The organism is Phreatobacter aquaticus, from assembly GCF_005160265.1.
GTDB lineage: Bacteria > Pseudomonadota > Alphaproteobacteria > Rhizobiales > Phreatobacteraceae > Phreatobacter > Phreatobacter aquaticus.
In genome coordinates this window covers 403270-428507 of record NZ_CP039865.1, presented here as the reverse complement: position 1 = coordinate 428507, position 25238 = coordinate 403270, and the positions used below count along the sequence as shown (strand labels likewise).

General features: G+C 66.0%; 23 protein-coding genes. 7 read left to right on the top strand and 16 right to left on the bottom strand.

Going from position 1 to position 25238, the window contains the following annotated elements:
* Positions 1-29: 29 nt before the first annotated feature.
* Positions 30-3206, top strand: a complete 3177-nt coding sequence (locus tag E8L99_RS01860; protein ID WP_137101906.1) for an efflux RND transporter permease subunit — start codon at positions 30-32, stop codon at positions 3204-3206.
* 7 nt (positions 3207-3213) lie between these two features.
* Here E8L99_RS01860 and E8L99_RS01855 read toward each other — a convergent pair whose 3' ends face one another.
* The 8 genes from E8L99_RS01855 to E8L99_RS01820 form a co-directional block, all read right to left on the bottom strand.
* Positions 3214-4311 carry a calcium:proton antiporter gene (locus tag E8L99_RS01855; protein ID WP_137097953.1) on the bottom strand — a complete coding sequence of 366 codons (1098 nt, stop codon included), beginning with the start codon at positions 4309-4311 and terminating at the stop codon, positions 3214-3216.
* A gap of 128 nt (positions 4312-4439) precedes the next feature.
* A complete protein-coding gene (locus tag E8L99_RS01850; protein ID WP_137097952.1) occupies positions 4440-5327 on the bottom strand; it encodes a sugar kinase in 888 nt (295 codons plus the stop codon).
* Between the two features lie 285 nt (positions 5328-5612).
* Positions 5613-5951 (bottom strand): cupin domain-containing protein, encoded by a 339-nt coding sequence (locus E8L99_RS01845; protein WP_137097951.1) that lies wholly within the window; start codon positions 5949-5951, stop codon positions 5613-5615.
* A gap of 17 nt (positions 5952-5968) precedes the next feature.
* A complete protein-coding gene (kduD, locus tag E8L99_RS01840) occupies positions 5969-6727 on the bottom strand; it encodes a 2-dehydro-3-deoxy-D-gluconate 5-dehydrogenase KduD (RefSeq protein WP_137097950.1) in 759 nt (252 codons plus the stop codon).
* Positions 6728-6738: 11 nt separating this feature from the next.
* Entirely contained in the window at positions 6739-7575 is an 837-nt protein-coding gene (gene kduI, locus E8L99_RS01835) for a 5-dehydro-4-deoxy-D-glucuronate isomerase (RefSeq protein ID WP_137097949.1), read from the bottom strand.
* A gap of 26 nt (positions 7576-7601) precedes the next feature.
* Entirely contained in the window at positions 7602-8882 is a 1281-nt protein-coding gene (locus tag E8L99_RS01830) for a TRAP transporter large permease (protein WP_137097948.1), read from the bottom strand.
* Between the two features lie 4 nt (positions 8883-8886).
* Positions 8887-9414 (bottom strand): TRAP transporter small permease, encoded by a 528-nt coding sequence (locus tag E8L99_RS01825; protein WP_137097947.1) that lies wholly within the window; start codon positions 9412-9414, stop codon positions 8887-8889.
* Positions 9415-9485: 71 nt separating this feature from the next.
* On the bottom strand, positions 9486-10472 hold the full coding sequence (locus E8L99_RS01820) for a TRAP transporter substrate-binding protein (protein WP_137097946.1): 987 nt from the start codon (positions 10470-10472) through the stop codon (positions 9486-9488).
* Between the two features lie 134 nt (positions 10473-10606).
* Between E8L99_RS01820 and E8L99_RS01815 the strand changes: the two genes are divergently transcribed.
* Positions 10607-11299: a GntR family transcriptional regulator gene (locus E8L99_RS01815; protein WP_137097945.1), complete on the top strand. Its 693-nt coding sequence runs from the start codon at positions 10607-10609 to the stop codon at positions 11297-11299.
* Here the strand turns inward: E8L99_RS01815 and E8L99_RS01810 are convergent, their stop codons facing one another.
* Positions 11300-12073 (bottom strand): LOG family protein, encoded by a 774-nt coding sequence (locus tag E8L99_RS01810; RefSeq protein WP_137097944.1) that lies wholly within the window; start codon positions 12071-12073, stop codon positions 11300-11302.
* Between the two features lie 147 nt (positions 12074-12220).
* On the opposite strand from E8L99_RS01810, the gene E8L99_RS01805 reads away from it, so the two are divergent.
* From E8L99_RS01805 to E8L99_RS01795, 3 genes are all read left to right on the top strand, one after another.
* Positions 12221-12523 carry a phasin family protein gene (locus E8L99_RS01805; protein ID WP_137097943.1) on the top strand — a complete coding sequence of 101 codons (303 nt, stop codon included), beginning with the start codon at positions 12221-12223 and terminating at the stop codon, positions 12521-12523.
* Complete coding sequence (locus tag E8L99_RS01800; protein ID WP_137097942.1) at positions 12520-13104, top strand: NAD(P)H-dependent oxidoreductase; 585 nt, start codon at positions 12520-12522, stop codon at positions 13102-13104. Before E8L99_RS01805 ends, E8L99_RS01800 begins: the two co-directional genes overlap by 4 nt.
* A 144-nt stretch (positions 13105-13248) precedes the next feature.
* Positions 13249-14694, top strand: a complete 1446-nt coding sequence (locus E8L99_RS01795; RefSeq protein ID WP_137097941.1) for an aldehyde dehydrogenase family protein — start codon at positions 13249-13251, stop codon at positions 14692-14694.
* Between the two features lie 62 nt (positions 14695-14756).
* On the opposite strand, the gene E8L99_RS01790 is transcribed toward E8L99_RS01795, so the two are convergent.
* The 3 genes from E8L99_RS01790 to E8L99_RS01780 form a co-directional block, all read right to left on the bottom strand.
* Positions 14757-15872, bottom strand: coding sequence for a nucleotidyltransferase family protein (locus E8L99_RS01790; RefSeq protein ID WP_391527466.1), 1116 nt, complete (start codon positions 15870-15872; stop codon positions 14757-14759).
* 111 nt (positions 15873-15983) lie between these two features.
* On the bottom strand, positions 15984-17156 hold the full coding sequence (locus tag E8L99_RS01785) for a patatin-like phospholipase family protein (RefSeq protein ID WP_168201523.1): 1173 nt from the start codon (positions 17154-17156) through the stop codon (positions 15984-15986).
* A 113-nt stretch (positions 17157-17269) separates the two neighbouring features.
* Positions 17270-18025 (bottom strand): SDR family NAD(P)-dependent oxidoreductase, encoded by a 756-nt coding sequence (locus E8L99_RS01780; RefSeq protein WP_137097938.1) that lies wholly within the window; start codon positions 18023-18025, stop codon positions 17270-17272.
* A gap of 264 nt (positions 18026-18289) precedes the next feature.
* Between E8L99_RS01780 and pimC the strand changes: the two genes are divergently transcribed.
* Both pimC and E8L99_RS01770 read left to right on the top strand, forming a co-directional pair.
* Entirely contained in the window at positions 18290-19489 is a 1200-nt protein-coding gene (pimC, locus tag E8L99_RS01775; protein ID WP_137097937.1) for a pimeloyl-CoA dehydrogenase large subunit, read from the top strand.
* Between the two features lie 240 nt (positions 19490-19729).
* Entirely contained in the window at positions 19730-20881 is a 1152-nt protein-coding gene (locus E8L99_RS01770; protein WP_137097936.1) for an acyl-CoA dehydrogenase family protein, read from the top strand.
* A gap of 6 nt (positions 20882-20887) precedes the next feature.
* Here the strand turns inward: E8L99_RS01770 and E8L99_RS01765 are convergent, their stop codons facing one another.
* The 4 genes from E8L99_RS01765 to E8L99_RS01750 are packed head-to-tail and all read right to left on the bottom strand — an operon-like array spanning position 20888 to position 25236.
* A complete protein-coding gene (locus tag E8L99_RS01765) occupies positions 20888-21670 on the bottom strand; it encodes a cobalamin-binding protein (protein WP_137097935.1) in 783 nt (260 codons plus the stop codon).
* A gap of 16 nt (positions 21671-21686) precedes the next feature.
* Complete coding sequence (nikE, locus tag E8L99_RS01760; RefSeq protein WP_137097934.1) at positions 21687-23366, bottom strand: nickel ABC transporter ATP-binding protein NikE; 1680 nt, start codon at positions 23364-23366, stop codon at positions 21687-21689.
* The gene (locus E8L99_RS01755) at positions 23363-24208 is read right to left on the bottom strand and encodes an ABC transporter permease (RefSeq protein WP_137097933.1); all 846 of its coding nucleotides are present in this window, start codon (positions 24206-24208) and stop codon (positions 23363-23365) included. Before E8L99_RS01755 ends, nikE begins: the two co-directional genes overlap by 4 nt.
* Positions 24205-25236, bottom strand: coding sequence for an ABC transporter permease (locus tag E8L99_RS01750; protein ID WP_137097932.1), 1032 nt, complete (start codon positions 25234-25236; stop codon positions 24205-24207). The genes E8L99_RS01755 and E8L99_RS01750 overlap by 4 nt, the downstream gene beginning before the upstream one ends.
* Between the last annotated feature and the right edge of the window lie 2 nt (positions 25237-25238).

The window sequence follows — 25238 nt, the reverse complement described above, 5'->3', positions numbered from 1 at the left end:
CCGCCGCCCACGACAGCCATGATGCCAATCTGACCAAGGGCAACTGGTCCCACTGGGCGGTGACCCACCGCTCGCTGGTCTTGTTCGCCATTCTCGTGGTGATCGCGAGCGGCGTCATTTCCTACCTGCGGCTCGGGCAGGCGGAGGATCCGTCCTTCACCATCAAGGTGGTGACGATCACGGTCGCCTGGCCGGGGGCGACGGCCCGCGAGATGCAGGATCAGGTGTCCGAACGCATCGAGAAGAAGCTGCAGGAACTGCCCTATTTCGACAAGGCACAGACCTATACCAAGCCCGGCTTCACCGCGATCCAGGTGACGTTCCGCGACCAGACGCCGCCGCGCGAGGTGCCGCAGCTGTTCTATCAGGTGCGCAAGAAGCTGGACGATCTGAAAGCCGACCTGCCGAGCGGCCTCATCGGCCCGGCGGTCAATGACGAGTTCGGCGATGTCGATGCGGTGCTCTACACGCTGACCGGCGAAGGCGCGACCTATGCCGACATCAAGCGCATCGCGGAACGGTTGAAGAGCCGGTTGCTCCGCGTGCCGAATGTCACCAAGGTCAATCTCTACGGCGCGCAGGACGAGCGCATCTTCGTCGAGTTCAGCCATGCCAAGCTCGCAACGCTCGGGGTGACCGTCACGACGATCTTCGACAGCCTGCAGAAGCAGAACGCTGTCGTGCCGGCCGGTACCATCGATACGGGGGCGGCCCGCGTGCCGCTCAGGGTCACCGGTGCGCTGGACGGCGTGGCGGCGGTCGCCGCCATTCCCGTCGACGTCAATGGCCGCATCTTCCGGCTCGGCGACATCGCCACCATCACCCGCGGCTTCGTCGATCCGCCGACCTATCTGATCCGCCAGGAAGGCCAGCAGGCCCTGCTGGTCGGCGTGGTCATGCAGAAGGGCGCGAACATCACGACGCTCGGCGACGACCTGGACAAGGCTCGCGAGGAGTTCCGTGCCGAATTGCCGGTCGGTATCGAGCTCGGGCAGATCGCCGATCAGCCGCACGTGGTTCGCGAGGCGGTTTCCGAATTCAAGACCTCGTTCGTCGAGGCGCTGGCCATCGTGCTGCTCGTCTCGTTCCTGTCGCTTGGCCTGCGCACCGGCATCATCGTGGCTTTGTCGGTGCCGCTGGTTCTCGCGGTGGTGTTCACGGTCATGTACGCGGCGGGCATCGACCTGCACCGCATCTCGCTCGGCGCCCTGATCATCGCGCTCGGCCTGCTGGTCGATGACGCGATCATCGCGGTCGAGATGATGGTGGTGAAAATGGAGCAGGGCTGGGATCGCGTCTCGGCGGCCGCCTTTGCGTGGACCTCGACGGCCTTCCCGATGCTCACCGGCACGCTGGTCACCGCCATCGGCTTCCTCCCCGTCGGTCTCGCCAATTCCTCCACCGGCGAATATGCCGGCTCGATCTTCTGGGTGGTGGGTCTGGCCCTGGTCGTCTCGTGGTTCGTGGCCGTGCTGTTCACGCCCTATCTCGGCTCGGTCCTGCTGCCCGACTTCCACGCGCTGGCCGAGCGCAAGTACCAGCGCGCGGTGAAGCGCGCCGAGAAGCGCGGCAAGCCGATCCCGCCCAAGCCCGATCATTCCGACCCGCACGCGCTCTACGCCACGCCGACCTATCGGATGCTGCGCCGCGTGGTCCGCTGGTCGGTCGACCACAAGTTCGTGGTGGTGCTCGCGACGATCGGCATTTTCGCCGCCTCCGTCGTCGGCTTCGGCCGCGTGCAGCAGCAGTTCTTCCCGATCTCGGGCCGCCTCGAACTGTTTCTCGAAATGCGCATGCCGCAGGGCTCGTCGATCACCGCCTCGCTGGAGACCGCCAAGCGCGCCGAGACGCTGCTCAAGGGCGATGGCGACATCCGCACCTACACGACCTATGTCGGGCAGGGTTCGCCGCGCTTCTGGCTGGGCCTCAACCCACAGCTTCCGGACGAGTCCTTCTCCCAGATCGTCATCATGACGAAGAGCCTGGAAGCCCGCGAGCGGGTGAAGGCCCGGCTTGAGAAGGTGATCGCCGAGGGCGCGCTGTCGGAAGCGCGGGTGCGCGTCGACCGGTTCAATTTCGGTCCGCCGGTCGGCTTCCCCGTGCAGTTCCGCGTCACCGGCACCGAACCCCAGGCGGTGCGCGAGATGGCGGTGAAGGTGCGCGAGATCATGCGCGCCAACCCCTCGACGCGTGATGCCCATCTCGACTGGAACGAGCAATCGCCCTCGGTGCGCCTCGTCGTCGATCAGGACCGCGCCCGTGCGCTTGGCCTCAACGTTCAGGACGTCGCCCAAACGCTGCAGACGCTGCTGACCGGCGTGACGGTGACCACCGTGCGCGACCGCACCGAGAAGGTCGATATCGTGGCCCGCGCGGTTCCTGCCGAGCGCGTCGATCTCGGCCGCATCGGCGATCTCACCATCATTGCCCGCGGTGGCGTGCCGGTGCCTTTGGCGCAGGTGGCGCGGATCGAGTTCGATCAGGAGGATCCGATCCTCTGGCGGCGCAATCGCGAGCTGAACATCACGGTGCGCGCCGACGTGGTCGATGGCGTCCAGCCGGCGGTCGTGTCGGGCCAGGTGGAAGCCGCGCTGAAGGAACTGAAGGCCTCGCTCGCACCCGGCATGCGCATCGATGTCGGCGGCGCGGTCGAGGAATCGGCCAAGGCCAACGCCTCGCTCGCGGCGCTGTTCCCGGTCATGGCGCTCGCCATGCTGACGGTGCTGATGATCCAGCTGCAGTCCTTCTCGCGGCTGCTGCTGGTCTTCTCCACCGCGCCACTCGGGCTGGTGGGTGCGTCGCTTGCGCTCAACCTCACCAATGCCCCGTTCGGCTTCGTGGCGCTGCTCGGCCTCATCGCGCTGGCCGGCATGATCATGCGCAACACGGTGATCCTCGTGCAGCAGATCGACGAGAACGAGGCAGAGGGACTGTCGCTCTACGACGCGATCATCGAGGCGACGGTCCATCGTTCGCGTCCGGTGGTGCTGACCGCGCTTGCCGCGATCCTCGCCATGCTGCCGCTGGCGCGCTCGCTGTTCTGGGGCCCGATGGCGATCACCATCGCGGGTGGCCTGTTCGCAGCGACCCTGCTCACCATCCTGTTCCTGCCGGCGCTCTATGCGGTCTGGTTCCGGGTGAGGCCGGCGGCCAAGGCGGCGCCTGCGGCGAGCGTTCCCGCCGCGCTGCCCATGCCCGCCGAGTGATCCGGGCTCACGGCGAGAAGATCAGGAAGACATAGGTCGCGAACAGGACCAGGTGCACGAAGCCCGGAAGGATGTTGGTCCTTCCGCCGCCGAATGTGACAAGGCTGACGCCGAAGGTGAGGATCAGCAGGACGAGGTCGCGGTTGTCGAGGCCGAGGCCGAGCGGCGTCGCCAGCACCACCGAGACGACGGCAACCGCCGGAATGGTCATGCCGATGGTCGCGAGCGAGGAGCCCAGCGCGAGGTTGAGGCTCTTCTGCAGCTGGTTGTTGCGCGCCGCCCGCATGGCCGCGAGGCTTTCCGGCATCAGCACGAGAATGGCGACCAGCAGACCGATGGCGCCAATCGGCGCGCCAACCATGGTGACGCCGATCTTCACCGTCTCGGCGACATGCTTGGCGAGCAGCACCACGCCGACAAGGGCGGCGATCAGCAGGACGACGCTGATCGTCAGGTCGCGATTGCTCGGCGGCGAGCCGTCATGGTCGACGGCCTTGCCGGGATCGGACAGGAAATAGTCGCGGTGGCGAACCGTCTGGACATAGAGGAACACGCCATAAAGCACGAGGGTCGCCAGCGTGACGAAGGCGAGCTGCGTGACGTTGTAATAGGGGCCGGGGACGCTGGTGGTCGAATTCGGCAGGATCAGAGTCAATGTCGCAAGCGGCATCAGCACGACGAGATAGGCATTGGCGCCCGGCAGACGGAAACCCTGCTCGCCATATTTGATGCCGCCGACGATGATGCAGAGGCCGACCAGGCCGTTGCACACCACCATGAGCACGGCGAAGACCGTGTCGCGGGCAAGCGTCGGACTGCCGTCGCCGGCCACCATGATGGAGACGATCAGCGCCACCTCGATCACCGTGACCGCCACGGTCAGAACCAGCGTGCCGTAGGGCTCGCCGGTGCGATGGGCGATCACGTCGGCATGGTGGATGGCGGCAAAGACCGCAGTGCCCAGCACGAAGAACTCGATGGCCGGCCAGATGATCATGCCGCCCGGCATCGCCCCGATGGACTTGCCGAACAGGGTTGAGACGACCGCGACGATGACCGCGACAATGGGGGCGGTCACGGCGTTCGGCGTTCGGCTCTGGGGCATGCGGGCTCAAATTCTCGTTCGGGGGAGGCGGTCAGACCAAATTGGCCACCCGGAGCCCCTCAATCAACCCTTGCGCGACCATTGGTCGCCGCGCAGGGGCCTTGCAGATTGAAAAAGCGGGCCGGCTGCTAGCCGCCGAATTCGGCGCGGGCGGCCGCGATATCGGCAACCGTCGGCAGTTTCGCCTCGTTGCCGAGATGCTGGATCGCATGGGCTGAGGCGCCGCGGGCATTGAGGAAATGCTGCTCCCAGGGCGCTTGCGGATTGGTCAGGTAGGAATGGAGATAGGCGCCGTGGAAGATGTCGCCGGCGCCGTTGGTGTCGACGACCCGGGCAGTCGGCACGGCCAGCGCGGGCATGGTGCGCTCGGTGCCGGTCTCGTCGAGCCAGAGCATGCCCTTCTCGCCGAGCGTGACGCCCGAGATCTTGCAGCCGCGCCCCTTCAGGTACTGGAGCATGGCGGAGGCCGAGAGCTCCATCTGTTCGCAGAGCCGCTCCGAGACGACCGCGACGTCGATGAAGCCGAGGAGGTCGTGGGTGTTGGAGCGCAGGCCGCCACCGTCGAGCGAGGTGAGGATGCCGGCTTCGCGGCATTGCCTGGCATAGGCGATGGCCGCATCGGCCTGGTGGCCGTCGAGATGCAGGGCGCGGCATCCCGCGAGGTTGAGGGTGGGGAAGGGGTGCAGATAGGCGTCGTCGCGGGCGCGCAGGATCGCGCGCTTGCCATTGTTCGGCATGACGAAGGACAGCGACGAGCGCTTCACCGGCCGGGGATGGATAGTAACGTGGTAGCGCGCCGCCATGTCGGAGAACATGCGGCCGAGCCAGTCCTGCGCCAGCGATGTCAGGAGATCCGGCTCGATGCCGAGCCTGGCGCAGCAGAAGGCGGCGGTCACCGCGTTGCCGCCGAACGAAACCGCATAGTCGCGCGCCACCTCCTTGTCATCGCCGGTCGGGATGCGATCGGCGAGGATGGTCACGTCGATATAGGTCTGACCGATGAACAATGCCTGCATGCTGCCTCCGCTGGACAGCCCATTAGCTTGGCCGATGCGGCGGGAGCATGTCCAATCGTCCGGTGGGATGGCTGATGTGGCGGGAGCGGGCGGGGGGAGGGGAGTTGAGGGCGTGCTGTTGTGCCTTTGATCGTCCGATTGGATGGATGAGCGCCGCTTGTCCCCCCCACCCCAACCCTCCCCCCGAAGTCGGTGGGAGGGAGTGGGGCGCGCTTCCTTCTCCCTCCCCTCATCGAGGGGAGGGTTGGGGTGGGGTGACCGGCGGGATCGTTTTTGTTCGATGGCCTAGACGAAATCGGCGCGCATCGGAGCGAAGGTGTCGACCAGCTCGCCGGCCTCCAGGCAGAGCGCGGAGTGGACCACATTGGTCGGCACGATGAAGCTGTCGCCGGCCGAGAGAACCCGCTTGTCGCCGCCGATGGTCATCTCGAACTTGCCGGACGCCACCAGCGTGCACTGGATGTGCGGATGCTGATGCGCCGCGCCAACGCCGCCGGTCTCGAAGACCACGCGCACCAGCATGACGCTCTCGTCGTAGCAGAGGATCTTGCGCTTCACGCCGCCGCCGAGATCGGTCCAGGCGACGTCGGCATCGTGGAGATAGATGGGGCTGCCCTTGGGCATGGTCGGCTCCTTGACTGTCAGCGTGCGAGCCAGCCGCCATCGACGGTGAGCACGGTGCCATGGACATAGCTTGCGGCATCGGAGGCGAGGAACACGGCTGCGCCGCCGATCTCCTTGGGGTCGCCCCAATGTCCCGCCGGGATGCGGGCGAGGATTGCTTCCGAGCGGGCCGGATCGGCGCGCAGGGCCGCGGTGTTGTTGGTGACGAAATAGCCCGGCGCGATGGCGTTGACGTTGATGCCCTTCGCCGCCCATTCGCAGGCGAGCAGCCTGGTCAGGCCCGCAAGCCCGCTCTTCGAGGCCGTGTAGGACGGGATGCGGATGCCGCCCTGGAACGACAGCAGCGAGGCGATGTTGATGATGCGTCCCTTGCGTTCGTCGGCAACCATGCGCTTGGCGACCGCCTGAGACAGGAAGAACACCGACTTCAGGTTGACGTCCATGACGTCGTCCCAGTCCTTCTCGGTGAACTCGAGCGCATCGGCGCGGCGGATGATGCCGGCATTGTTGACGAGAATGTCGATGGCCCCCGCCTTTGCACTGGCCTCGGCGACCAGCGGCTCGAGCACGGCGATGTCGCCAAGATCGGCCTTGAGGCTGAGACAGGATCGCCCCAGCCCCGTGATGGCGGCAGCCGTCTCATCCATCGGCGAGCGGCCGACGGCGACGATGGACGCGCCGGCCTCGGCCAGAGCGATGGCGATCGCCTGGCCAAGGCCGGTATTGGCGCCAGTGACCAGCGCGGTGCGGCCGGCCAGCGAGAAGTTTGCGCTCATGTGGGACAGCCTCAGCGCAGGTCGCCCATGGCGACCATGTCCATGTCGGTGAAGTCCTGGTTGTCGCCGCCCATGGCCCAGATGAAGGAATAGGCCTTGGTGCCGACGCCGGAATGGATCGACCAGCCCGGCGACAGGATCGCCTGTTCGTTGGCGACGACGAGATGGCGGGTCTCCTGCGGCTCGCCCATCATGTGGAACACGCGGGCATCGTCCGGCAGGCCGAAATAGAGATAGGCCTCGCAGCGCCGGTCGTGAACATGGGCCGGCATGGTGTTCCAGATATTGCCGGGCTTCAGCGTGGTGAGGCCCATGACCAGCTGGCAGGAATCCACCCGCCCCGGGATGATGTACTGGCGGAGCGTGCGGGTATTGGCCTGTTCCTGGGTGCCGAGCTCCAGTGCATTAGCGTCGGCCTCGCGGACCAGAACGGTCGGGTGCGTGGCGTGGGCGGGCGTCGAGAGCAGATAGAACTTCGCAGGGTTGGCGGCGTCGTCGCTGGCGAAGGTCACGTCCACGGTGCCCATGCCGACATAGAGCATGTCGCGCAGGTTCACCTGGAAGGTCTTGCCGTCGCAGGTGACCTTGCCCGGGCCGCCGACATTGCAGATGCCGAGTTCGCGCCGGGCCAGAAACGTCTTCTGGCCGATGGCCTTGTCGGTCTCGAGCTTGAGCGGTGCCGAGGTCGGGGTCGCGCCGCCGATGACGAGGCGGTCGGTGTGCCAATAGGTCAGGGCGATCTCGCCGGGCACGAAGACCTCCTCGATCAGGAAGTTCTCGCGCAGCACCTCGGTGTCGTAGCCGACCATATCGGCGGGATGGATGGCCTGGCGGATGTCGATGGTCATCTTGGGATGTCCGATGCTGATGAATGTCAGTGGAAGAGTTTGGGCAGCCAGAGCGAGAAGGCCGGCACGTAGGTGACGAGCAGGAGGACGGCGATCGAGGCGCCGTAGAACGGCCAGATCGTCTTCATGCTGTCGCCGATGGAGACCTTGCCGATGGCGCAGGCAACGAACTGCACCGACCCGACCGGCGGCGTGTTGAGGCCGATGCCGGCATTGAGGATCAGGATCACGCCGAAATGGATCGGGTCGATGCCGAAGGCCTTGACCACGGGCAGGAGGATCGGCGTGCAGATGATGATCATCGGCGCCATGTCCATGAAGGTGCCGAGCACCAGCAGGATGACGTTGATCAGGAGCAGCATCATGATGGGATCGTCGGTGATCGTCTTCATGAAGGCGACTGTCTGCGCCGGCACCTGGAGGAAGGCCATCAGCCAGCCGAAGGCGCCCGCCGTGCCGATCACCAGCAGCACCATGGCGGTGGTGCGCACCGCGCCGAGGGTGGCCTCGACGAAATCCTGCCAGGCGAGCTGGCGGTAGATCAGGACGGTGACGAGCAGGGCATAGACGACTGCGACGCAGGAGCTCTCGGTTGCCGTGAACACGCCCGAGCGGACACCGCCGAAGATGATCGCGATCAGGAGGATGCCGGGAATGGCGACCACCAGCGTGCGCGCGACCATCAGCAGGCCGGGGAAGGGCTCGGCCGGATAGCCGCGGCGGCGCGCCACGACATAGGCGGCGATCATCAGGGCGCCGGCCAGCATCAGCCCCGGCACGATGCCGGCGGTGAACAGGTCGGCGATGGAGAGGTTGCCGCCGGCCGCCAGCGAATAGATGATCATGTTGTGGGACGGCGGGATCAGGAGCGCGATGATCGCCGCATTGGCCGTGACGTTGACCGCATAGTCGGCGTCATAACCGCGCTTGACCATCTGCGGGATCATGATGCCGCCGACGGCCGAGGCGTCGGCGACCGCCGAGCCGGAAATGCCGCCGAACAGCGTGGCCGTCACCACATTCACCTGCCCGAGGCCGCCGCGCAGGTGGCCGACGAGCGAGGCCGCAAAGGAAATCAGCCGCTCGGCAATGCCGCCGCGGATCATCAGGTCGCCGGAATAGATGAAGAACGGGATCGCCATCATGGCGAAGGCGTTCATGCCGGAATTCATCTGCTGGAACACCACGACCGGCGGCACGTCCATGTAGAGGACGGTGGCGAGCGAGGCGATGCCGAGGCAGAAGGCGATCGGCGTGCCGATCAGGAGCAGCAGGGCGAAGACGCCGAACAGGATTGCAAGTTCCATCGGTTCAGACCTCGCTCACGGCCGGGTGGGCGTCGGCCGGCAGGTCGTCGCCCTTTAGGCAGAGGAGCAGCAGCCGTTCGATCGAGAAAAGGGCGATCAATCCGCCGCCAGCCGAGATCGGCACATAGTCCCAGCCCTGGCTGATGCCGATCATCGGGGTGAGCGCCCCCCAGGTGCCAATGGCAAGCTGGGCGCCATAGCCGGCCATGGCCAGGCCGAAGCAGAAGACCAGCACCTCGGTGATCAGTTTCAGGAGGAAGCGCAGCGGCGGCGGCGAGGCCGCCAAGCCGATCTCGAAGCCGATATGGCTACGCTCGCGCACACCGACCGCCGAACCCAGCAGGATGAACCAGCTCATCAGCAGGAGGACGGCCGGCTCGGTCCACGTCGGTGTGTCGTTGAGGATGTAGCGCCCGAAAATGCTCCAGGCGACCAGCACGGTCATGGCGACCAGTCCGCAACCTGAAATCAGCAAGGCAAGGAGGCTCAGCCGCGAGGATATCGCGCTGACGAAGGCGAGAATGGGGGCCATGGACCGTTCTTCGGATGGAGGACCACCGCCTGCCGGGATTGCGGCAGGCGGCGTCTGTTAGATCGCGGGCGTCAGGTCGTCGCCTGGATGCGGGCGACGAGTTCCTTCATCTTCGCATCGGTGACGAAACGGTCGTAGACCGGCTTCATCGCATCGATGAAGGGCTGCTTCTCGACAGTGTTGATCTGGGCGCCACCGGCGCGGACCTTGGCTTCGGATGCCTTCTCGCGGGCGTCCCAGAGCTCGCGCATCTTGGCGACCGATTCCTTGGCGGCAGCCTTGACGATGTCGCGATCGCCGGCGGCCAGCTTGTCGAAAGAGCGCTTCGACATGACGAGGACTTCCGGGCTCAGCGAATGCTCGGTGAGGGAATAGAACTTCGACACCTCGAAATGCCGTGTCGATTCATAGCTCGGCCAGTTGTTCTCGGCGCCGTCGATGACGCCGGTCTGGAGGCTGGTATAGACCTCGCCGAACGGCATGGGGGTGGCATTGGCGCCGAGCGCCTGGACGAGGGCCACGAACATGTCGGACTGCTGGACGCGGATCTTCATGCCGCGCATGTCGGCCGGCGTGTTGATCGCGCGCTTGGAATTGTAGAACGAGCGCGAGCCGGAATCGTAGAAGGCAAGGCCGACGAGGCCGTGGGGCGCGAAGTCGTTCAGGATGCCGTCGCCGATGGCGCCATCCATCACCTTGCGCATATGGGCCACCGAACGGAACACGAAGGGCAGCGAGGGCACATTCGTCGAGGCGATCAGGTTGTTGAACGGCGCCATGTTGATGCGGTTCATGTCGATGACGCCGAAGCGTGTCTGCTCGATCGTGTCCTTCTCCTGGCCAAGCTGGGCAGAGTGGAAGACATTGATCTTGACGCGGCCCGAGGTCCGCTGCTCGATCAGCTGGCCCATGAACTTGACGGCATCGATGGTGGGATAGCCGTCGGGATGGATATCGGTGGAGCGAAGCGTAACCGTCTGCGCGAAGGCGCGGCCGGTGAGGGCAGGGGTGGCGACGAGTGCGCCGGCGGTGGCCACGAGGGTGCGGCGTGTCAGCATGGGGTTCCTCTCTTTCCAATCGTTCCCTTCTGGAGCATGGGGAACGTCTCGAAACGGTCCCGCCACCGGCGGGCCTTCCGTTCTGCGGTGAGACTAGTATACACTGGTATGGAAGTTCAAGCCCGGACAGGATGATGGATCTGGTTTTACCGACGCTCGCGCCCGCCCGCTCCCAGGAGAGTGCCGCCGCGCGGATCGAACGGGAGCTGCGCGGGCGGATCATCGACTTGTCGATCAAGCCGGGAGAGCGCCTGTCTGAAGCGGAGATCGCCGAGCGCTTCCAGGTGTCGCGCCAGCCGGTACGCGAGGCCTTCATCGCGCTCATGCGCGCAGGTCTCGTCGATGTGCAGCCGCAGCGCGGCACCGTGGTGGTGAAACTGTCGGTGCGGCGGATGCTGGATGCCCGCTTCATCCGCGAGGCGATCGAACTGGCGATCGTCCGGCGGGCCTGCGAGCATTTCGACCGGCATTATCTGGATCGCATGCGCAAGCTGATCGACGAGCAGATGCTGGCGGTCGACCGGAACGACAAGGAAGGCTTCCTGCACCTGGACAACATGTTCCACATCGCGCTGGCCGATGGCGCCGGCTGCAGCGCCGCCTGGGCGGCGGTCGAGATGCAGAAGGCGCATATGGACCGGGTCTGCGCGCTGACCCTGCATAGTCCGGGCCGCAGCGAAGTTGTGGTCGACCAGCACATTGCGATCGTCGACGCCGTGGAGGCGGGCGATGCGGAGAGGGCGGTGGCCGCGATGAGCCATCACCTCAACGAGATCCTGCGGGCGGTTGCCGGCGTCGAGATCACCTATTCCGATCTCTTCGAGTGATCACGCGGTTGCCGGCAACCTCGCCGGTGGGGACGCTGCGGCGATCGCGTTCCAGGCCGCTTCCGGCGTGTCGACGAAGGTTATGAGGTCGAGGTCGGCGGCAGCGATCATGCCCGCCTCCACCAGCGCCTCGAAATGGATCACCGAGCGCCAGTAGCGCTCGTCGAACAGCAGGATCGGGATGTGCGGGGTCTTGCCGGTCTGGCGCAGGGTCACGATCTCGAACAGCTCGTCGAAAGTGCCGAAGCCGCCGGGAAACACCACCAGCGCATTGGCCCGCATGGCCAGATGCATCTTGCGCATGGCGAAATAGTGGAACTGGAAGGTCAGTTCCGGCGTCGAATAGGCGTTAGGCTCCTGCTCGTGCGGCAGGCGGATGTTGAAGCCGATCGAGGGCGCTCCGGCATCGGTCGCGCCGCGGTTGGCGGCCTCCATCAGGCCGGGGCCGCCGCCTGTCGCGATGACGTTCTCGCGGATGCCGCGGTCGATGGTGAGTGCGCCACCGTTGACGGAAGCCAGACGGCCGAACTCGCGCGCCGCAGCATACCAGGCGGCGTGTTGCGGGTTGCCATTGTCGCGGACGCGCGCACTGCCGAACACCACGATGGTGGAGCGCACGCCCCAGCGCCTCAGGGTCTGTTCGGCCTTCTCATATTCCAGCAGGAAGCGCACGCCGCGCTGGGCATCGTCCAGCAGGAAGTCCTGGTCGAGCGCCGGCAGCCGGTAGGAAGGCGAGGCGACCTGGGCGGCATTCGGGCGGGAAGTGTCGGGCATGGCGGCTCACGGACGGCGGGATTCGGTCGCGCGATCCTAGGCCCCGGGATCCGTGGGGTCGACCGGCCGCCGGCGCTTGATCTGGCGCAGCGACGAACGGCGCGCTGTCGGGCATGAATCAGGAAAGTTCAGAAGAGGAGCATTCCCATGCCCGCGAACAATCCCATCGATACCTCGACCGTCAATGCCGCCCAGTCCTTCGCCACCATGATCGCGGTGGCTGCTGCGGTCAGTTCCGAACTGCATGATTTCGCTGCCGAGCGGCTGAAGGCCAATGCCGAGCGGCTCCGTTCCTGGGCCAAGGTCAGTTCGCCCGGCGACTATGTCGATGGCGAGATGCGCTTCGCGGCCGAGACGATGGGCGTCTATGCCGACGAGGCTCAGCACCTGCAGGAGGTGATCCAGAGCGCGGTCACGGCCGCGGCCGAGCGCTCGGATCAGGTTACGTGATCCGGCGGATCGCGATCATCCAGGGTCACCCGGACCCGGCCGGCGACCATCTCTGCCATCGGCTGGCGGACGCCTATGCGGCGGGGGCTCTGGCCAGCGGACGCGAGGCCCGGCGGATCGAGGTGGCGCGCCTCGACCTGCCGATGTTGCGCACGCAGGCCGATTTCGAGAAGGGAAATCCGTCCCCCGCGGTTGTGGCGGTTCAGGACGATCTGCGCTGGGCCTCTCACTGGGTCATCATCTACCCGCTTTGGCTCGGCGACATGCCGGCGGTGCTGAAGGGTTTCTTCGAACAGGTCGTGCGGCCGGGCTTTGCCTTCCGCTATCGCGACAAGGGCTTTCCCGAGAAGCTGATGGCCGGCCGCTCGGCCCATGTGGTGGTGACCATGGGCATGCCGGGCGTTGCCTATCGCTGGTTCTATGGGGCCCACAGTCTGAAGAGCCTGAAGCGCAACATCCTGAAGTTCATCGGCATCAATCCGATCGGTGACACGCTGATCGGCGGCGTCGGCGGCCTGAGCGCTGACGATGTGGACCAGTTGATCGCGCGTTTCGAAGCCCTGGGGCGCGAAGGCGGCTAGCCGCGAGGTCCCGCCGTTGACCAGCCATGCGCGCGGGCCGGTCTGGCACCGCGGGGGCGATTGTGTCTAGATGCGCCCCCGAAACCGGGACCCCATACCCGGGCATGCGCGCCGCGATCGATCAGCGGCCAGGAGGCAATGACCATGACCACCGTGTTCCGCAACTTCATCGCCGGCGAGTTCGTCGCAGCCGAGAAGGCGTCGCCCAACATCAATCCGTCGAACACCAAGGAAGTGGTCGGCGAATATGCGCAGGGGTCGAAGGCCGATCTTGAGGCCGCCGTTGCCGCCGCCAAGGCCGCGTTCCCGGCCTGGAGCCGCTCGAACCCGCAATTGCGCTATGACGTGCTGATGAAGGCTTCCAACGAGGTCATCGCCCGCAAGGACGAGCTCGGCGCGCTCCTGTCGCGCGAAGAAGGTAAGACGCTCGCCGAGGGCATTGGCGAGGCGACCCGCGCCGGCCAGATCCTGTCGTTCTTCGCCGCCGAGGCGCTGCGCCTCAACGGGGAGCTGGTCAATTCGATCCGTCCCGGCGTCGGCATCGAGATCACCCGCGAGGCCGTGGGTGTTGTCGGTCTGATCACGCCCTGGAACTTCCCGATTGCGATTCCCGCCTGGAAGCTTGCGCCGGCGCTGGCCTATGGCAACACGGTCGTCATCAAGCCGGCTGATCTCGTGCCGGGCTCGGCCTGGGCGCTGGTCGACATCCTGAACCGCGCGGGCCTGCCGAAGGGCGTGCTCAACATCGTCATGGGCCGCGGCTCGGTGGTCGGCCAGGCGATGCTGGAGCATCCGGATGTCGCCGCGATCTCGTTCACCGGGTCGGTCCAGACCGGTCGCCGCGTGGCAGCGGCAGCTGTTGCCTCGATCCCGATGAAGAAGGTGCAGCTCGAGATGGGCGGCAAGAACCCGTTCGTCGTGCTGGACGATGCCGATATCGCAACCGCCGTCGAGTGCGCCGCCAACGGCGCCTTCTTCTCGACCGGCCAGCGCTGCACGGCCTCCTCGCGCCTCATCGTCACCGACGGCATCCACGACAAGTTCGTCGCGGCGCTGACCGAGCGGCTGAAGGGCCTGGTGGTCGACGACGCCATGAAGGCCGGCACCCATATCGGCCCGGTGGTGGACGAGAGCCAGCTTGGCCAGGACGAGAAATATATCGGTATCGGCCGCGACGAGGGCGCCACGCTCCATTGGGGCGGCGAGCGGCTGAACCGCGAAAATCCTGGCTTCTACCTGCAGCCGGCCTTGTTCACTGGCGTGACCAATTCCATGCGGATCGCCCGCGAGGAGATCTTCGGACCGGTGGCCGCGGTTCTGCGCGTCAAGGATTACGAGGAAGCGCTGGCTGTCGCCAACGACACTGAGTTCGGCCTGTCGGCCGGCATCGCGACGACCTCGCTGAAGCACGCTACCCACTTCAAGCGGAACTCGGAAGCCGGCATGGTGATGGTCAACCTGCCGACGGCGGGCGTCGACTATCACGTGCCGTTCGGCGGCCGGAAGGGCTCGAGCTATGGCCCGCGCGAGCAGGGTTCTTATGCCCGCGAGTTCTACACGACGGTGAAGACGGCCTACACGCTGGCCTGAGCCGGCGAGCCAAAGACCGACGATCGGTGAGGGGCCTTCGGGCCCCTCATGCGTTTCGGGGGTTACAGCGAGGCGAGGGTCGGAAAGGCCGAAGCGTAGGGCCCGAAGGGTTCGCCAAGCGCCTCGAATCCGGAGGCCAGCGTGTCGCGGATCAGATCGCGCGTCCGGGCGTCATAGGCCATCAGGCTCTGCCTGAGGGCATCCGACCAGGCAGTGCCCCGGCTCCATGCTTCCGACCAGGCGATGGCAAGATCGGCGTGACGTCGCACTTCGGCCATGGCCTCGAACAGGATCGCCGCCTGGCGCAGGTCCTTGTGGCTCTTGGCCGTGGCATCGCCGGCGGCACGGCGTCTCGCCGCCACGATCATCTTGTGAACGGCATAGCGTTCCGGGGCGGGCACGAGCAGAGGGACGCCGAACCTGTGGAGCAGGATGGCCCTGACGGGCTCGAGGATCAGGAAGTCCAGGAACCGCAGAGGCACCGCGGAGGCGCCGCCGAGCGCTGGCATGGCGGCGGGCTTGCCCTCATGGTCGTCGGAGCCGGTGTTTGGCGTCAGAAACTCCACCTTGAAGCCCGATCGGGCCACATAGGCTGTGGTGCTTCGGCCATCCATCTGGTGCGGCACCTCGCGAAAGGTCACATCGACGGTGCGAAGCACTTCGAGCATGGGCGGCAGGCTGTCGTCGATCGCCGCCGAGATGGAATGAAACTGGGCGAAATCGGTATCGCCTGTTTGCATGGCGGCTTCGGGCAGGCGCAATCCGAGCAGGGCCGAATAGCACTGGAAGGCGGTGGTTCCGACCAGGACGCCGCGTAGGCGGAACAGCCCGGCATCGGCCAGTGCCTGGACGATCGCGCCGGTCATCTGGTCCGGCTGTGGCAGATAGGCTTCACGGACCAGCGTGGAGACGAGTTTCCGCCGGGCGCGGGCATCACTCTTCAGATGCTTGAAGGTCTCGACGCGGCTCGCGATCTCAGGGTCGTCGGCGGGGCCGACATAGCGGCGCTTCTGAACAGGCCCACCCTGCGGCTCGTCAAAATACCAGAATCTTCGACCCTTGACGGGCACCGCGACGAACCGGCCGACAATCGAGAAGTCCGACGCGAAGGCGTCATCCAAGCTGCGCTGGGCGAGCTCGGACACCATTGTTCGATATGTCAGGTCGATGGGTTCCATTGACGCCATTATACTATTTTCGCGAAAATAGTATAACGCGGGCTAGTCGATCCGCCAATGACTAGTTATACTATTTTCGCAAAAATAGTATAACTCTTGCGTTTCAATGCCTTACCAGTTCTGCACGGAGCTCCGCCATGCATTGCCCAGCCGCCCGCGCTCAAACCCATAGGCATAGAGCGCGTTCATGTAGGGCCGCTGGAACGGCTTATCGTAGGGCACGGTGAAGTCGCGTTCGATCGAGGTGAGCTGGAACTGGCCGCCATTGGAATCGGCGAGGCGACGGATTTCGCGCAGCGTTGCCTGATTGTGGGCCTTCATCAGTGTCTGCATGGCGCGGGCGCCGATGCGCAGGGTCGATTCCGGCACCATCTGGAATTCCGGATCGACGCGTCCGTTGGCGATGACGTTCAGTTGCAGGCGGCGACCCTCGCGGCCGAGGCGGCCGTTATACATCGTCCAGGGCATGGCGAAGGTATTGGCCATGGTGCCGCCATCGACATGCATCTCGCGGATGCGCTGGCCATCGACGACTGCTTCCAGCAGGACCGGCTCGAAGACGCCGGGCACGGAGGCCGAGGCGATGACCACGTCGCGGAACAGGTTGAGCGCGCGTGGGTCGCCTGATGCGGCGATGGCGCCGAGATTCCAGAGCACCGGGCGCTGGGCGTCCAGATTGGTCGTGATGGCGATCAGCCGCCGGCCCTTGCGGTGTTCGGCCGCGACCTCGGCCAGCAGCCGCTCGTCGATATAGCCCGCCACCATCTTGCGCAGCGGGGCGGTGGATGCGAGCCCGTCGCCGAGCAGGCCGGCGAGGCCGCGGAACTCAAAGACCTGCGATGCGTCAATCTCGGTATAGGCCCGCTTGAGGTCCTGGTCGCGGGAGGGGCCGAGGAAGGCGAGCGGGGCGATGAGCGCGCCGGTCGAGACGCCGCTCACCAGGTCGAATTGCGGGCGATCGCCGCGAGCGGTCCAGCCGGCAAGAAAGCCCGCGCCATAGGCGCCGTCATCGGCGCCGCCTGACAGCGCCAGCACATGGAAAATGCGGTCCCTCGGACGCCCGCCGGCGGCTGCGCGCTCCTGGCGCTCTTGCTCGGCGATTTCGCCGCGAAAGACGCTGGCCGGCGCATCCGCCCAGAGGCGGATGTCGCGAAAGCCCTCGATGCCCGCCCTGTTCACCTGGTCCGGCGAGAATGGCGCCCGGGACGAGACGCTGTTGCAGGCGCCGAGCGCCAGCACGATGACAGCCAGCCCCAGCCATTTCACGGCACGATTGAACGCCACCACAGACTCCGTCCGGCAGCCGCGTCTTGAGGGGGGAAGACGCCGGTCAGCCAGAGCGTCTTCTAACCCGGACACGGTTACTGGAAAAGTCACATAGGCGTGGAGTTGGGCTTTCAGACGCCGAGCAACTGGCCGCCGTCGACGGCGATGGTCTGGGCCGTTACCCAGCTCGCCAGCGGCGATGCCAGGAACATGACGACATTGGCGATTTCTTCGGGCGCGCCGAGACGGTCGAACGGGATCGCGCTGAGAACCCGGTTGTAGAGCGCGGGATCGGCGGTCTTGCGGGCTTCCCAGGTGCCACCGGGGAACTCGATCGAGCCGGGCGCGACGCAGTTGACGCGGATGCCCTTCTTCGACAGGGCCGCGGCCTGGGACGTCGTGTAGTGGATGACGGCGGCCTTGACGGCGCCATAAGCGGGCGTGCGCAGCGATGGGCGCAGGCCGGAGATCGAGGAAATGTTGACGATCGAGGCGCCCTTGGCCTTTTCGAGCCAGGGCAGCGCCGCGCGGCTGGCGCGCACAGTCGCCATCACGTCGACGCTGGTGCCGGCGTCCCAACCTTCGTCGCTATCGCCCATGCCGAAGCCGGAGGCATTGTTGACGAGAACGTCGATGCCGCCGAGAGCCGCCGCCGCGGCGGGGATATAGGCGGCGATATCAGTGGCGCTGCCGAGATTGCAGGGCGCGAAGTGCACCTTGTGCCCGAAGGCCTTCAGTTCGGCTGCGGTGGCTTCCAGTCCGGCCGCGCCGCGCGCGCAGATCGAGACATGGGCGCCGGCCTGGGCAAAACCGAGGGCGATGGAGCGGCCGATGCCGCGGCTGCCGCCGGCGACGATGACGGACTTGCCGGTGAAATCGAAGGTCATGGGAACGTTCCGGGGAGGTGAGGACAATTCAGGACGCGCAATCTGGCACGGACGCTGGCGCCGGGCACCGGCAATTCCGATGCGGCCTGCCATGCGCCACAGCCTCGGCCCATCGGGCGATGGTGGATGCGGCGACGTTTCTGTTGCCACCGGCCGCGCATGCGGATTGAATGCGCTCCTAAGAACATTCCCATCGGTATGTTGCTGATCTCTGCAGCAGCCAACCCCGGTGGCACCGGCCCTATGTCCATGGGAGGACGATGCATGGAACTGAAGTTCACCGACGACGAACTTGCCTTCCGCAAGGAGGTTCGCGCCTTCATCGACAAGACCCTGCCGCAGACGCTGCGCGACAAGCTCGCTGCGGGCCACCATCCGAACCGCGACGAGATCGTGTTCTGGCAGCGCGCGCTGAATGCCAAGGGCTGGGGCGTGGCGCACTGGCCGGTCACCTATGGCGGAACCGGCTGGAATGCGGTGAAGCAGTACATCTTCCTCGAGGAGATGATGATGGCGCCGTCGCCGCCGCCGCTCGCCTTCGGTACGAGTATGGTCGGGCCGGTCATCTACACGTTCGGCAACGAGGCGCAGAAGAAGCAGTTCCTGCCACGCATCGCCAATCTCGACGACTGGTGGTGCCAGGGCTTCTCGGAGCCTGGCGCCGGTTCCGATCTCGCGGGCCTCAAGACGAAGGCGGAGCGGGTGGGCGACCACTACATCATCAACGGCCAGAAGACCTGGACGACGCTCGGCCAGCATGCCGACTGGATCTTCGTGCTCGCGCGGACCGATGCGACCGTGAAGAAGCAGGAGGGCATTTCGTTCATTCTGGTCGACATGAAGACGCCGGGCATCACGGTCAAGCCGATCCAGACGATCGACGGCGGCCATGAGGTCAACGAGGTGTTCTTCGACGACGTGAAGGTGCCGGTCGAGAACCTGGTGGGCCAGGAAAACAAGGGCTGGGACTATGCCAAGTTCCTGCTCGGCAACGAGCGCACCGGCATTGCCCGTGTCGGCATCTCGAAGCAGCGCATCCGCAAGATCAAGGAAATGGCGGCGGTGGAGCAGCGCGGCGGTAAGCCCATGATCGAGGACATCCGGTTCCGCGAGAAGATCGCGGCGGTCGAGATCGAGCTGAAGGCGCTGGAGATCACGCAGCTGCGCGTGATCGCCGGTGAGGCCAAGCGCGAGAAGGGCAAGCCGGATCCGGCGTCGTCGGTTCTCAAGATCAAGGGGTCCGAGCTGCAGCAGGCAACGACCGAACTGCTGATGGAAGTGATCGGCCCGCATTCGGCGCCCTATGCGCCGGAGGACGATCATGGCTCGAACCATCCGCCGATCGGACCGGAATGGGCGCAGACCATCGCGCCGACCTATTTCAACGTCCGCAAGGTGTCGATCTACGGTGGCTCGAACGAGATCCAGAAGAACATCATCGCCAAGGCGGTGCTGGGGCTTTGAGTGCTCCGATCGTTGCCGGGACCTGGTTCCTGGCAACGATCCTTCGAGGCTCGCTCGCGCTCGCACCTCAGGATGAGGTGTGGAGGGAGCCCGCCTCAGGAGGGGCGGGATCATCCCGTCGAGCATAGGCACAGTACTTCCCATCCCTCATCCTGAGGTGCGAGCGAAGCGAGCCTCGAAGGACGACGCCGCAAAGCAGAGCACCATCCGGCCTCTCTGAAAGACCCAGCAGGTATCCCCATGGATTTCGACCTGACCGAAGAACAGCAGCTCCTCAAGGACTCGATCGCGAGCTTCCTGACCGACACCTATGATTTCGACAGCCGCAAGCGCTTCGCGGCCCAGGCCGGCGGTTTCAGCAAGGAGGTCTGGGGCAAATTCGCCGAACTCGGCCTGCTTGGCCTGCCCTTCTCGGAAGCCGATGGCGGCTTTGGCGGCGGCGCGGTCGAAACCATGCTGGTCATGGAGCAGTTCGGCAAGGCGCTGGTGCTCGAGCCCTATCTGGCGACCGTCATCCTCGGCGGCGGCGTGCTGCGCCATGCCGGATCGGCTGAGCAGAAGGCGGCTCTTATCCCGGCGATCGCCGAGGGCTCACTGACGCTGGCGCTCGCCACCACCGAGCGCTTCTCGCGCTATGACCTGTTCGATGTCCAGACGACGGCGAAGAAGGACGGATCGTCCTGGGTGCTCGACGGCGAGAAGTCCGTGGTGGTCAATGGCGCCACCGCCGACAAGATCATCGTGACGGCCCGCACCTCAGGCGCGCGCCGCGACAAGGCCGGCATCGGCCTGTTCCTGGTTCCGGGCGATGCACCGGGCGTCACCCGTCGCGACACCGCGACCCAGGACGGCACCCATGTCGCCGAGATCACACTTACCGGCGTGCGCGTCGGCCCGGAGGCTGTGATCGGCGATCCGGCCGGCGGTCTCGCCGTGGTCGAGCGCGTGGCGGACGAGGCGATCGCGGCCCTGTCGGCCGAAGCGCTCGGCGCGATGGAAGAGCTGCACAACCTGACCGTCGACTACCTGAAGCAGCGCAAGCAGTTCGGCATCAATATCGGCTCGTTCCAGGCGCTGCAGCACCGCGCCGCCGAGATGTTCGTGGCGCTCGAGCAGGCACGCTCCATGGCCATGCTGGCTGCCATGACGTCCGAGACCGAGGATGTCGCTGAGCGGCAGGCCATGGCCTCGGCCGCCAAGGTGCAGATCGGCCGGTCGGCGAAGTTCATCGGCCAGCAGGCGGTCCAGCTCCATGGCGGCATTGCCATGACGATGGAGTACAAGGGCGGTCATTATTTCAAGCGGCTGACCATGATCGACACGCTGTTCGGCGATGCCGACCATCATCTGAGCAAGGTGGCCGAGTACGGCCAGCTGGTCTCGGCGGCCTGAGGCCGTCTAGACCGCGTCCATCGCCGCGATGATCGCGTCGAGCCCGTCGGTGAGCGCCGCCGGGCCCGGCTGCAGGATGAGCGGTGACTTGATCTCGACGATGCGGTCCTTGGCGACGGCCGGCATGGCGTGCCAGCCGGGCCGCGCGGCGATGCGCTCGGGGCGGACCTTCTTGCCGCACCAGGATGCCAGGATCAGGTCGGGCTTGCGGGCAAGAACCTGATCCGGGGTGACGATCCGGTCCTTCGCCGCCTGTTCGTGGCGGAGGTCGGCGAAGGCATCCGTGCCGCCTGCGATCTCGATCAGTTCGCCGACCCAGGCGATGCCGGTGATCAGCGGATCGTCCCATTCCTCGAAATAGACGATCGGCTTTGGCCCCGTGGAACGCGCGATGGCGATCGTCGCGAGGCGTTCCTCGTATGAGCGTGCCAGCGCGTCGGCCTTCTCGCCTGCGCCGACCATTGCACCGACCATGCGGATCATTGCGAGGATGCCAGCAAGGGTGCGCTGGTTGAAGAGGTGGACCGCGACACCGGCCTTGCCGAGCTCTGCGGCGATGGTTGCCTGGAGATCGGAAAAGCAGAGGACGAGATCAGGCTCGAGCGCCAGAATCTTCGGAACATCGGCCGAGATGAAGGCCGAGACGCGCGGCTTTTCCCGCCGGACGCGCGGCGGGCGCACCGCATAGCCGGAGACGCCGACGATCCGGTCCTGCTCGCCGAGGAGATAGAGCGTCTCGACCGTCTCCTCTGTCAGGCAGACGATCCGTTCGGGCGGAAAGCGGCGCATCGGTGCTCAGTCCGGCTCAGGCCGACAGGACCTGGGCGGGTTGCCGCATATTGGCGCCGGTCGGATCGAAATGCGGGATCGCCGCCAGGAGCTCGGCGGCATAGGCCGATTTCGGCTTCTCGAACAGGGCTGCGCTCGGGCCTTCCTCGACGATCTTGCCCTTCTGCAGCACGATGGTGCGCTCGCACATCATGCGCACGACGTTGAGGTCGTGACTGACGAACAGATAGGACAGGCCTGTCTCGCGGCGAAGTTTGTCCAGCAGGTGCAGGATAACCGCCTGGACCGAGACGTCGAGCGCGGCTGTCGGTTCGTCCAGCACGAGCAGGCGCGGATTGGCGGCGATGGCGCGGGCAATGCCGACACGCGCCTTCTGGCCACCGGAGAGCTGGTGTGGGAAGCGGTCGAGGAATTCCAGCGGCAGGCCGACGCGGGTCGCGCAGTCCGCGACCTTGGCGCGGAGATCGGCCCCATCCACCATGCCGAGCAGCAGGCGCAGCGGATCGGCAATGCTGTCGAAGGTCGAGAAGCGTGGGTTGAGGCTGTCGCCGTGGTCCTGGAAGACGATCTGGATGTCCTTGCGGAATCGCGAGCGGTGGAACTGTCCCGCCGGGACCGAGCCGATATCCTCGCCGTCGAAGCGGATCGTGCCGGCTGTGGTGTCGAGCAGGCGGCAGATGAGGCGGGAAATCGTGCTCTTGCCCGAGCCGCTCTCGCCGACGAGGCCGAGGCTCTCGCCCTGGCCGAGCGTGAAGGACACGTCATCGACGGCGCGGAAGTCGCCGCTGAACTCCTTGACGAGGTTCTTGACCTCGAGAATCGGCGCTCCCGAACGGACGGTAACAGGCTGGACTGGGCGCACGGCCACAACCTCGTCACTCTCCAGCACAAGGCTTTCGACCGTGGAGGTCTTGGTGGGCGAGGCCGCGACCAGCCGCTTGGTATAGGCGTGCTGCGGTGCGCCGAACAGCTTCTCGGGCGGGGCTTCCTCGACCAGAAGGCCCTTCTCCATTACCGCGACGCGGCGGCAATATTGCGAGGCCAGGCCGAGGTCATGGGTGATCAGGATCATCGCCATGCCGCGCCGCTCGGTGATCTCGGCGAGCAGGTCCATGACGGTCTTCTGGGTGGTCACGTCGAGGCCGGTGGTCGGCTCGTCGGCGATCAAGAGGCTCGGCTCGCAGGCGATCGCCATGGCGACCATGACGCGCTGGCACATGCCGCCCGAGAGCTCGTGCGGATAGGCGTCGAGCCTGGCGACGGGATCGCGGATCAGCACGGCCTCGAGCAAGGCCAGGGCCTTCTCGCGTGCTTCCTTGGCCGAGATATCGCCATGGGCGCGCAGCACGTCGGCGATCTGAAGTCCGACCGGGCGGATGGGGTTCAGCGCCGCCCGCGGATTCTGGAAGATCATCGACATGGCCGCGCCGCGCAGTGGCTGCAGCACGGAGCGCGAGGCGTAGGTGATATCCTGGCCGCGGAAGGTGATCTTGCCGCCGGTGACCCGTCCGGCACGATCGAGCAGCTGCATGACCGAATAGGCGGTGACCGATTTGCCGGAGCCGCTTTCGCCGACGATGCCGAGCGTCTCGCCCACGTCAAGCGACAGCGACACGCCGCGGATCGCTTCGACAATGCCGCGACGGGTCGAGAACGCGACCTGGAGGTCGCGGATGTCGAGCAGGGGCGTTGTCATGTGCGCATCCGGGGATCGAGGATGTCGCGCAGTCCGTCGCCCAAGAGGTTGAAGCATAGCACCGCCACCATCAGGGCGGAGCCGGGGAAGACCACCAGCCACCATTTGCCGGTGGTGATGAAGCGGGCGCCCTCGGCGACCATGATGCCCCATTCAGGCGTCGGCGGCTTGACGCCGAGGCCGATGAACGAGAGGCCGGCGGCATTGAGGATCGACCAGCCGAGATTGAGCGAGATCTGCACGGCCATGGCCGGCAGGACGTTGGGCAGGAGGAACAGCAGCACGACGCGCACATGGCTGTTGCCGGAGGCGCGGGCGGCCTCCACCCAGCCGGAGCTGCGGCGCACGTTCACTTCCGCCCGGGCAAAGCGGATGTAGAACGGCAGATTGATGATGGCGGTGGCGTAGACGATGTTCTCCACCCGGTTGCCGAGCGCCGCCACCATGGCCATGGCCAGCACGAAGAGCGGGAAGGCCATCAGCACATCGACGAAGCGGCCGACCCAGCGGTCGAGCCCGCCGCCAATATAGCCGCAGAAGGCGCCGACCATGGCGCCGATTGCAAACGACAGCGTGACGGCGGAGGCGGCGATGGCAAGGTCGAGCCTGGTCGAGACGACGACCCGCGAGAACACGTCGCGGCCGAGCTGGTCGGTGCCGAACCAGTGGCGGGCGCTCGGACCCTGCAGGGAATTCGGCACATCGGACGCGGTCGGATCGAACGGCACGATCCAGGGACCGAGAATGGCGATCAGCACCAGGAGCGCTGCTCCGATGCTGGCCACCATGGTCACGGGATTGCCGCGCAGGATCCAGCCGGTATGGCGAAGGGCGGCGATCATTCGATTGTTATCCTCGGGTCCGCCAGGCCGTAGAGCACGTCAATGGTCAAATTCACCATGACGAAGATGGTGGCCATGAGCAGCACGAAGCCCTGGACGGGGGCATAGTCGGAGGAGAGCAGGGCATCGAGCGCATAGGAGGCGACGCCCGGCCAGGAGAACACCTTCTCGACCAGCACATTGGCGCCGAGCATGGTGGAAAAGACGATGCCCATGATGGTGAGCACGGGGAGCAGCGCATTGCGCAGCGCATAGACCAGCACGACGCGCTTGCGCGACAGGCCGAGGGCCTCGCCGGTGCGCACGAAATCGCTGGTCAGCACGGCGAGCATCGAGGCGCGCGTCATGCGGGCAAGCGGGGCCAGCACGAAGAGCGCCATGGTGGAGGCAGGCAGCACCAGTTGGCTGGCCGCCGAGTACCAGGCGTCCCAGTCGCCGGCGAGGGCGGAATCGATCAGCAGGAACCCGGTCAATCTGGGCGGCTGGCTGGCGAAGACGTCGATGCGGCCGGTGGGATCGGGGGCGATGCCGAGGATGTAATAGAAGGCGTAGATCAGCAGAAGGCCGGAGACGAAGGTCGGCACGCAGACGCCGAGGCTGCAGAGAAACCTGACGCCGTGGTCGACCAGCGAGTTCGGCTTGAGCGCCGCCAGGATGCCAAGCGGCAGGGCGAGCGACAGGGCCAGCAGCAGCGCCGTGAACGTCAGTTCCAGCGAGGCCGGCAGCCTGTTGACGAGATCGGCCATCACCGTCTGCCCGGTCGTCATGGACCGGCCGAGATTGCCGGTACCGATATCGCGCAGATAGAGCAGCAATTGCTGCGGGATGGGTTTGTCGAGACCCATCTGCTCGCGGATCATCTGGATCTCCGCCTGGCCGGCATTGGGGCCGGAGGCGAAGAAGATGGCCGGATCACCCGGCAGCACCCGCATCAGCAGGAAGGTGAAGACGACAACGCCGAACAGCGCCGGGAGCGACGAGATGGCTCGTCGTCCCGCGCGCCGTGCAATGGCGGATGCAATGCTCATCA

Excerpts from the sequence above, each read along its gene's own strand:
- E8L99_RS01815 (WP_137097945.1), top strand. The coding sequence starts at position 10,607 with ATGGATCTGGTTTTACCGACGCTCGCGCCCGCCCGCTCCCAGGAGAGT.
- E8L99_RS01805 (WP_137097943.1), top strand. The coding sequence starts at position 12,221 with ATGCCCGCGAACAATCCCATCGATACCTCGACCGTCAATGCCGCCCAG.
- E8L99_RS01850 (WP_137097952.1), bottom strand. The coding sequence starts at position 5,327 with ATGCAGGCATTGTTCATCGGTCAGACCTATATCGACGTGACCATCCTC.
- E8L99_RS01795 (WP_137097941.1), top strand. The coding sequence starts at position 13,249 with ATGACCACCGTGTTCCGCAACTTCATCGCCGGCGAGTTCGTCGCAGCC.
- kduI (WP_137097949.1), bottom strand. The coding sequence starts at position 7,575 with ATGACCATCGACATCCGCCAGGCCATCCATCCCGCCGATATGGTCGGC.
- E8L99_RS01790 (WP_391527466.1), bottom strand. The coding sequence starts at position 15,872 with ATGGAACCCATCGACCTGACATATCGAACAATGGTGTCCGAGCTCGCC.
- E8L99_RS01810 (WP_137097944.1), bottom strand. The coding sequence starts at position 12,073 with ATGCCCGACACTTCCCGCCCGAATGCCGCCCAGGTCGCCTCGCCTTCC.
- E8L99_RS01770 (WP_137097936.1), top strand. The coding sequence starts at position 19,730 with ATGGATTTCGACCTGACCGAAGAACAGCAGCTCCTCAAGGACTCGATC.
- E8L99_RS01780 (WP_137097938.1), bottom strand. The coding sequence starts at position 18,025 with ATGACCTTCGATTTCACCGGCAAGTCCGTCATCGTCGCCGGCGGCAGC.
- E8L99_RS01765 (WP_137097935.1), bottom strand. The coding sequence starts at position 21,670 with ATGCGCCGCTTTCCGCCCGAACGGATCGTCTGCCTGACAGAGGAGACG.
- E8L99_RS01855 (WP_137097953.1), bottom strand. The coding sequence starts at position 4,311 with ATGCCCCAGAGCCGAACGCCGAACGCCGTGACCGCCCCCATTGTCGCG.
- E8L99_RS01845 (WP_137097951.1), bottom strand. The coding sequence starts at position 5,951 with ATGCCCAAGGGCAGCCCCATCTATCTCCACGATGCCGACGTCGCCTGG.
- E8L99_RS01830 (WP_137097948.1), bottom strand. The coding sequence starts at position 8,882 with ATGGAACTTGCAATCCTGTTCGGCGTCTTCGCCCTGCTGCTCCTGATC.
- pimC (WP_137097937.1), top strand. The coding sequence starts at position 18,290 with ATGGAACTGAAGTTCACCGACGACGAACTTGCCTTCCGCAAGGAGGTT.
- E8L99_RS01755 (WP_137097933.1), bottom strand. The coding sequence starts at position 24,208 with ATGATCGCCGCCCTTCGCCATACCGGCTGGATCCTGCGCGGCAATCCC.
- E8L99_RS01750 (WP_137097932.1), bottom strand. The coding sequence starts at position 25,236 with ATGAGCATTGCATCCGCCATTGCACGGCGCGCGGGACGACGAGCCATC.
- kduD (WP_137097950.1), bottom strand. The coding sequence starts at position 6,727 with ATGAGCGCAAACTTCTCGCTGGCCGGCCGCACCGCGCTGGTCACTGGC.
- E8L99_RS01820 (WP_137097946.1), bottom strand. The coding sequence starts at position 10,472 with ATGCTGACACGCCGCACCCTCGTGGCCACCGCCGGCGCACTCGTCGCC.
- nikE (WP_137097934.1), bottom strand. The coding sequence starts at position 23,366 with ATGACAACGCCCCTGCTCGACATCCGCGACCTCCAGGTCGCGTTCTCG.
- E8L99_RS01825 (WP_137097947.1), bottom strand. The coding sequence starts at position 9,414 with ATGGCCCCCATTCTCGCCTTCGTCAGCGCGATATCCTCGCGGCTGAGC.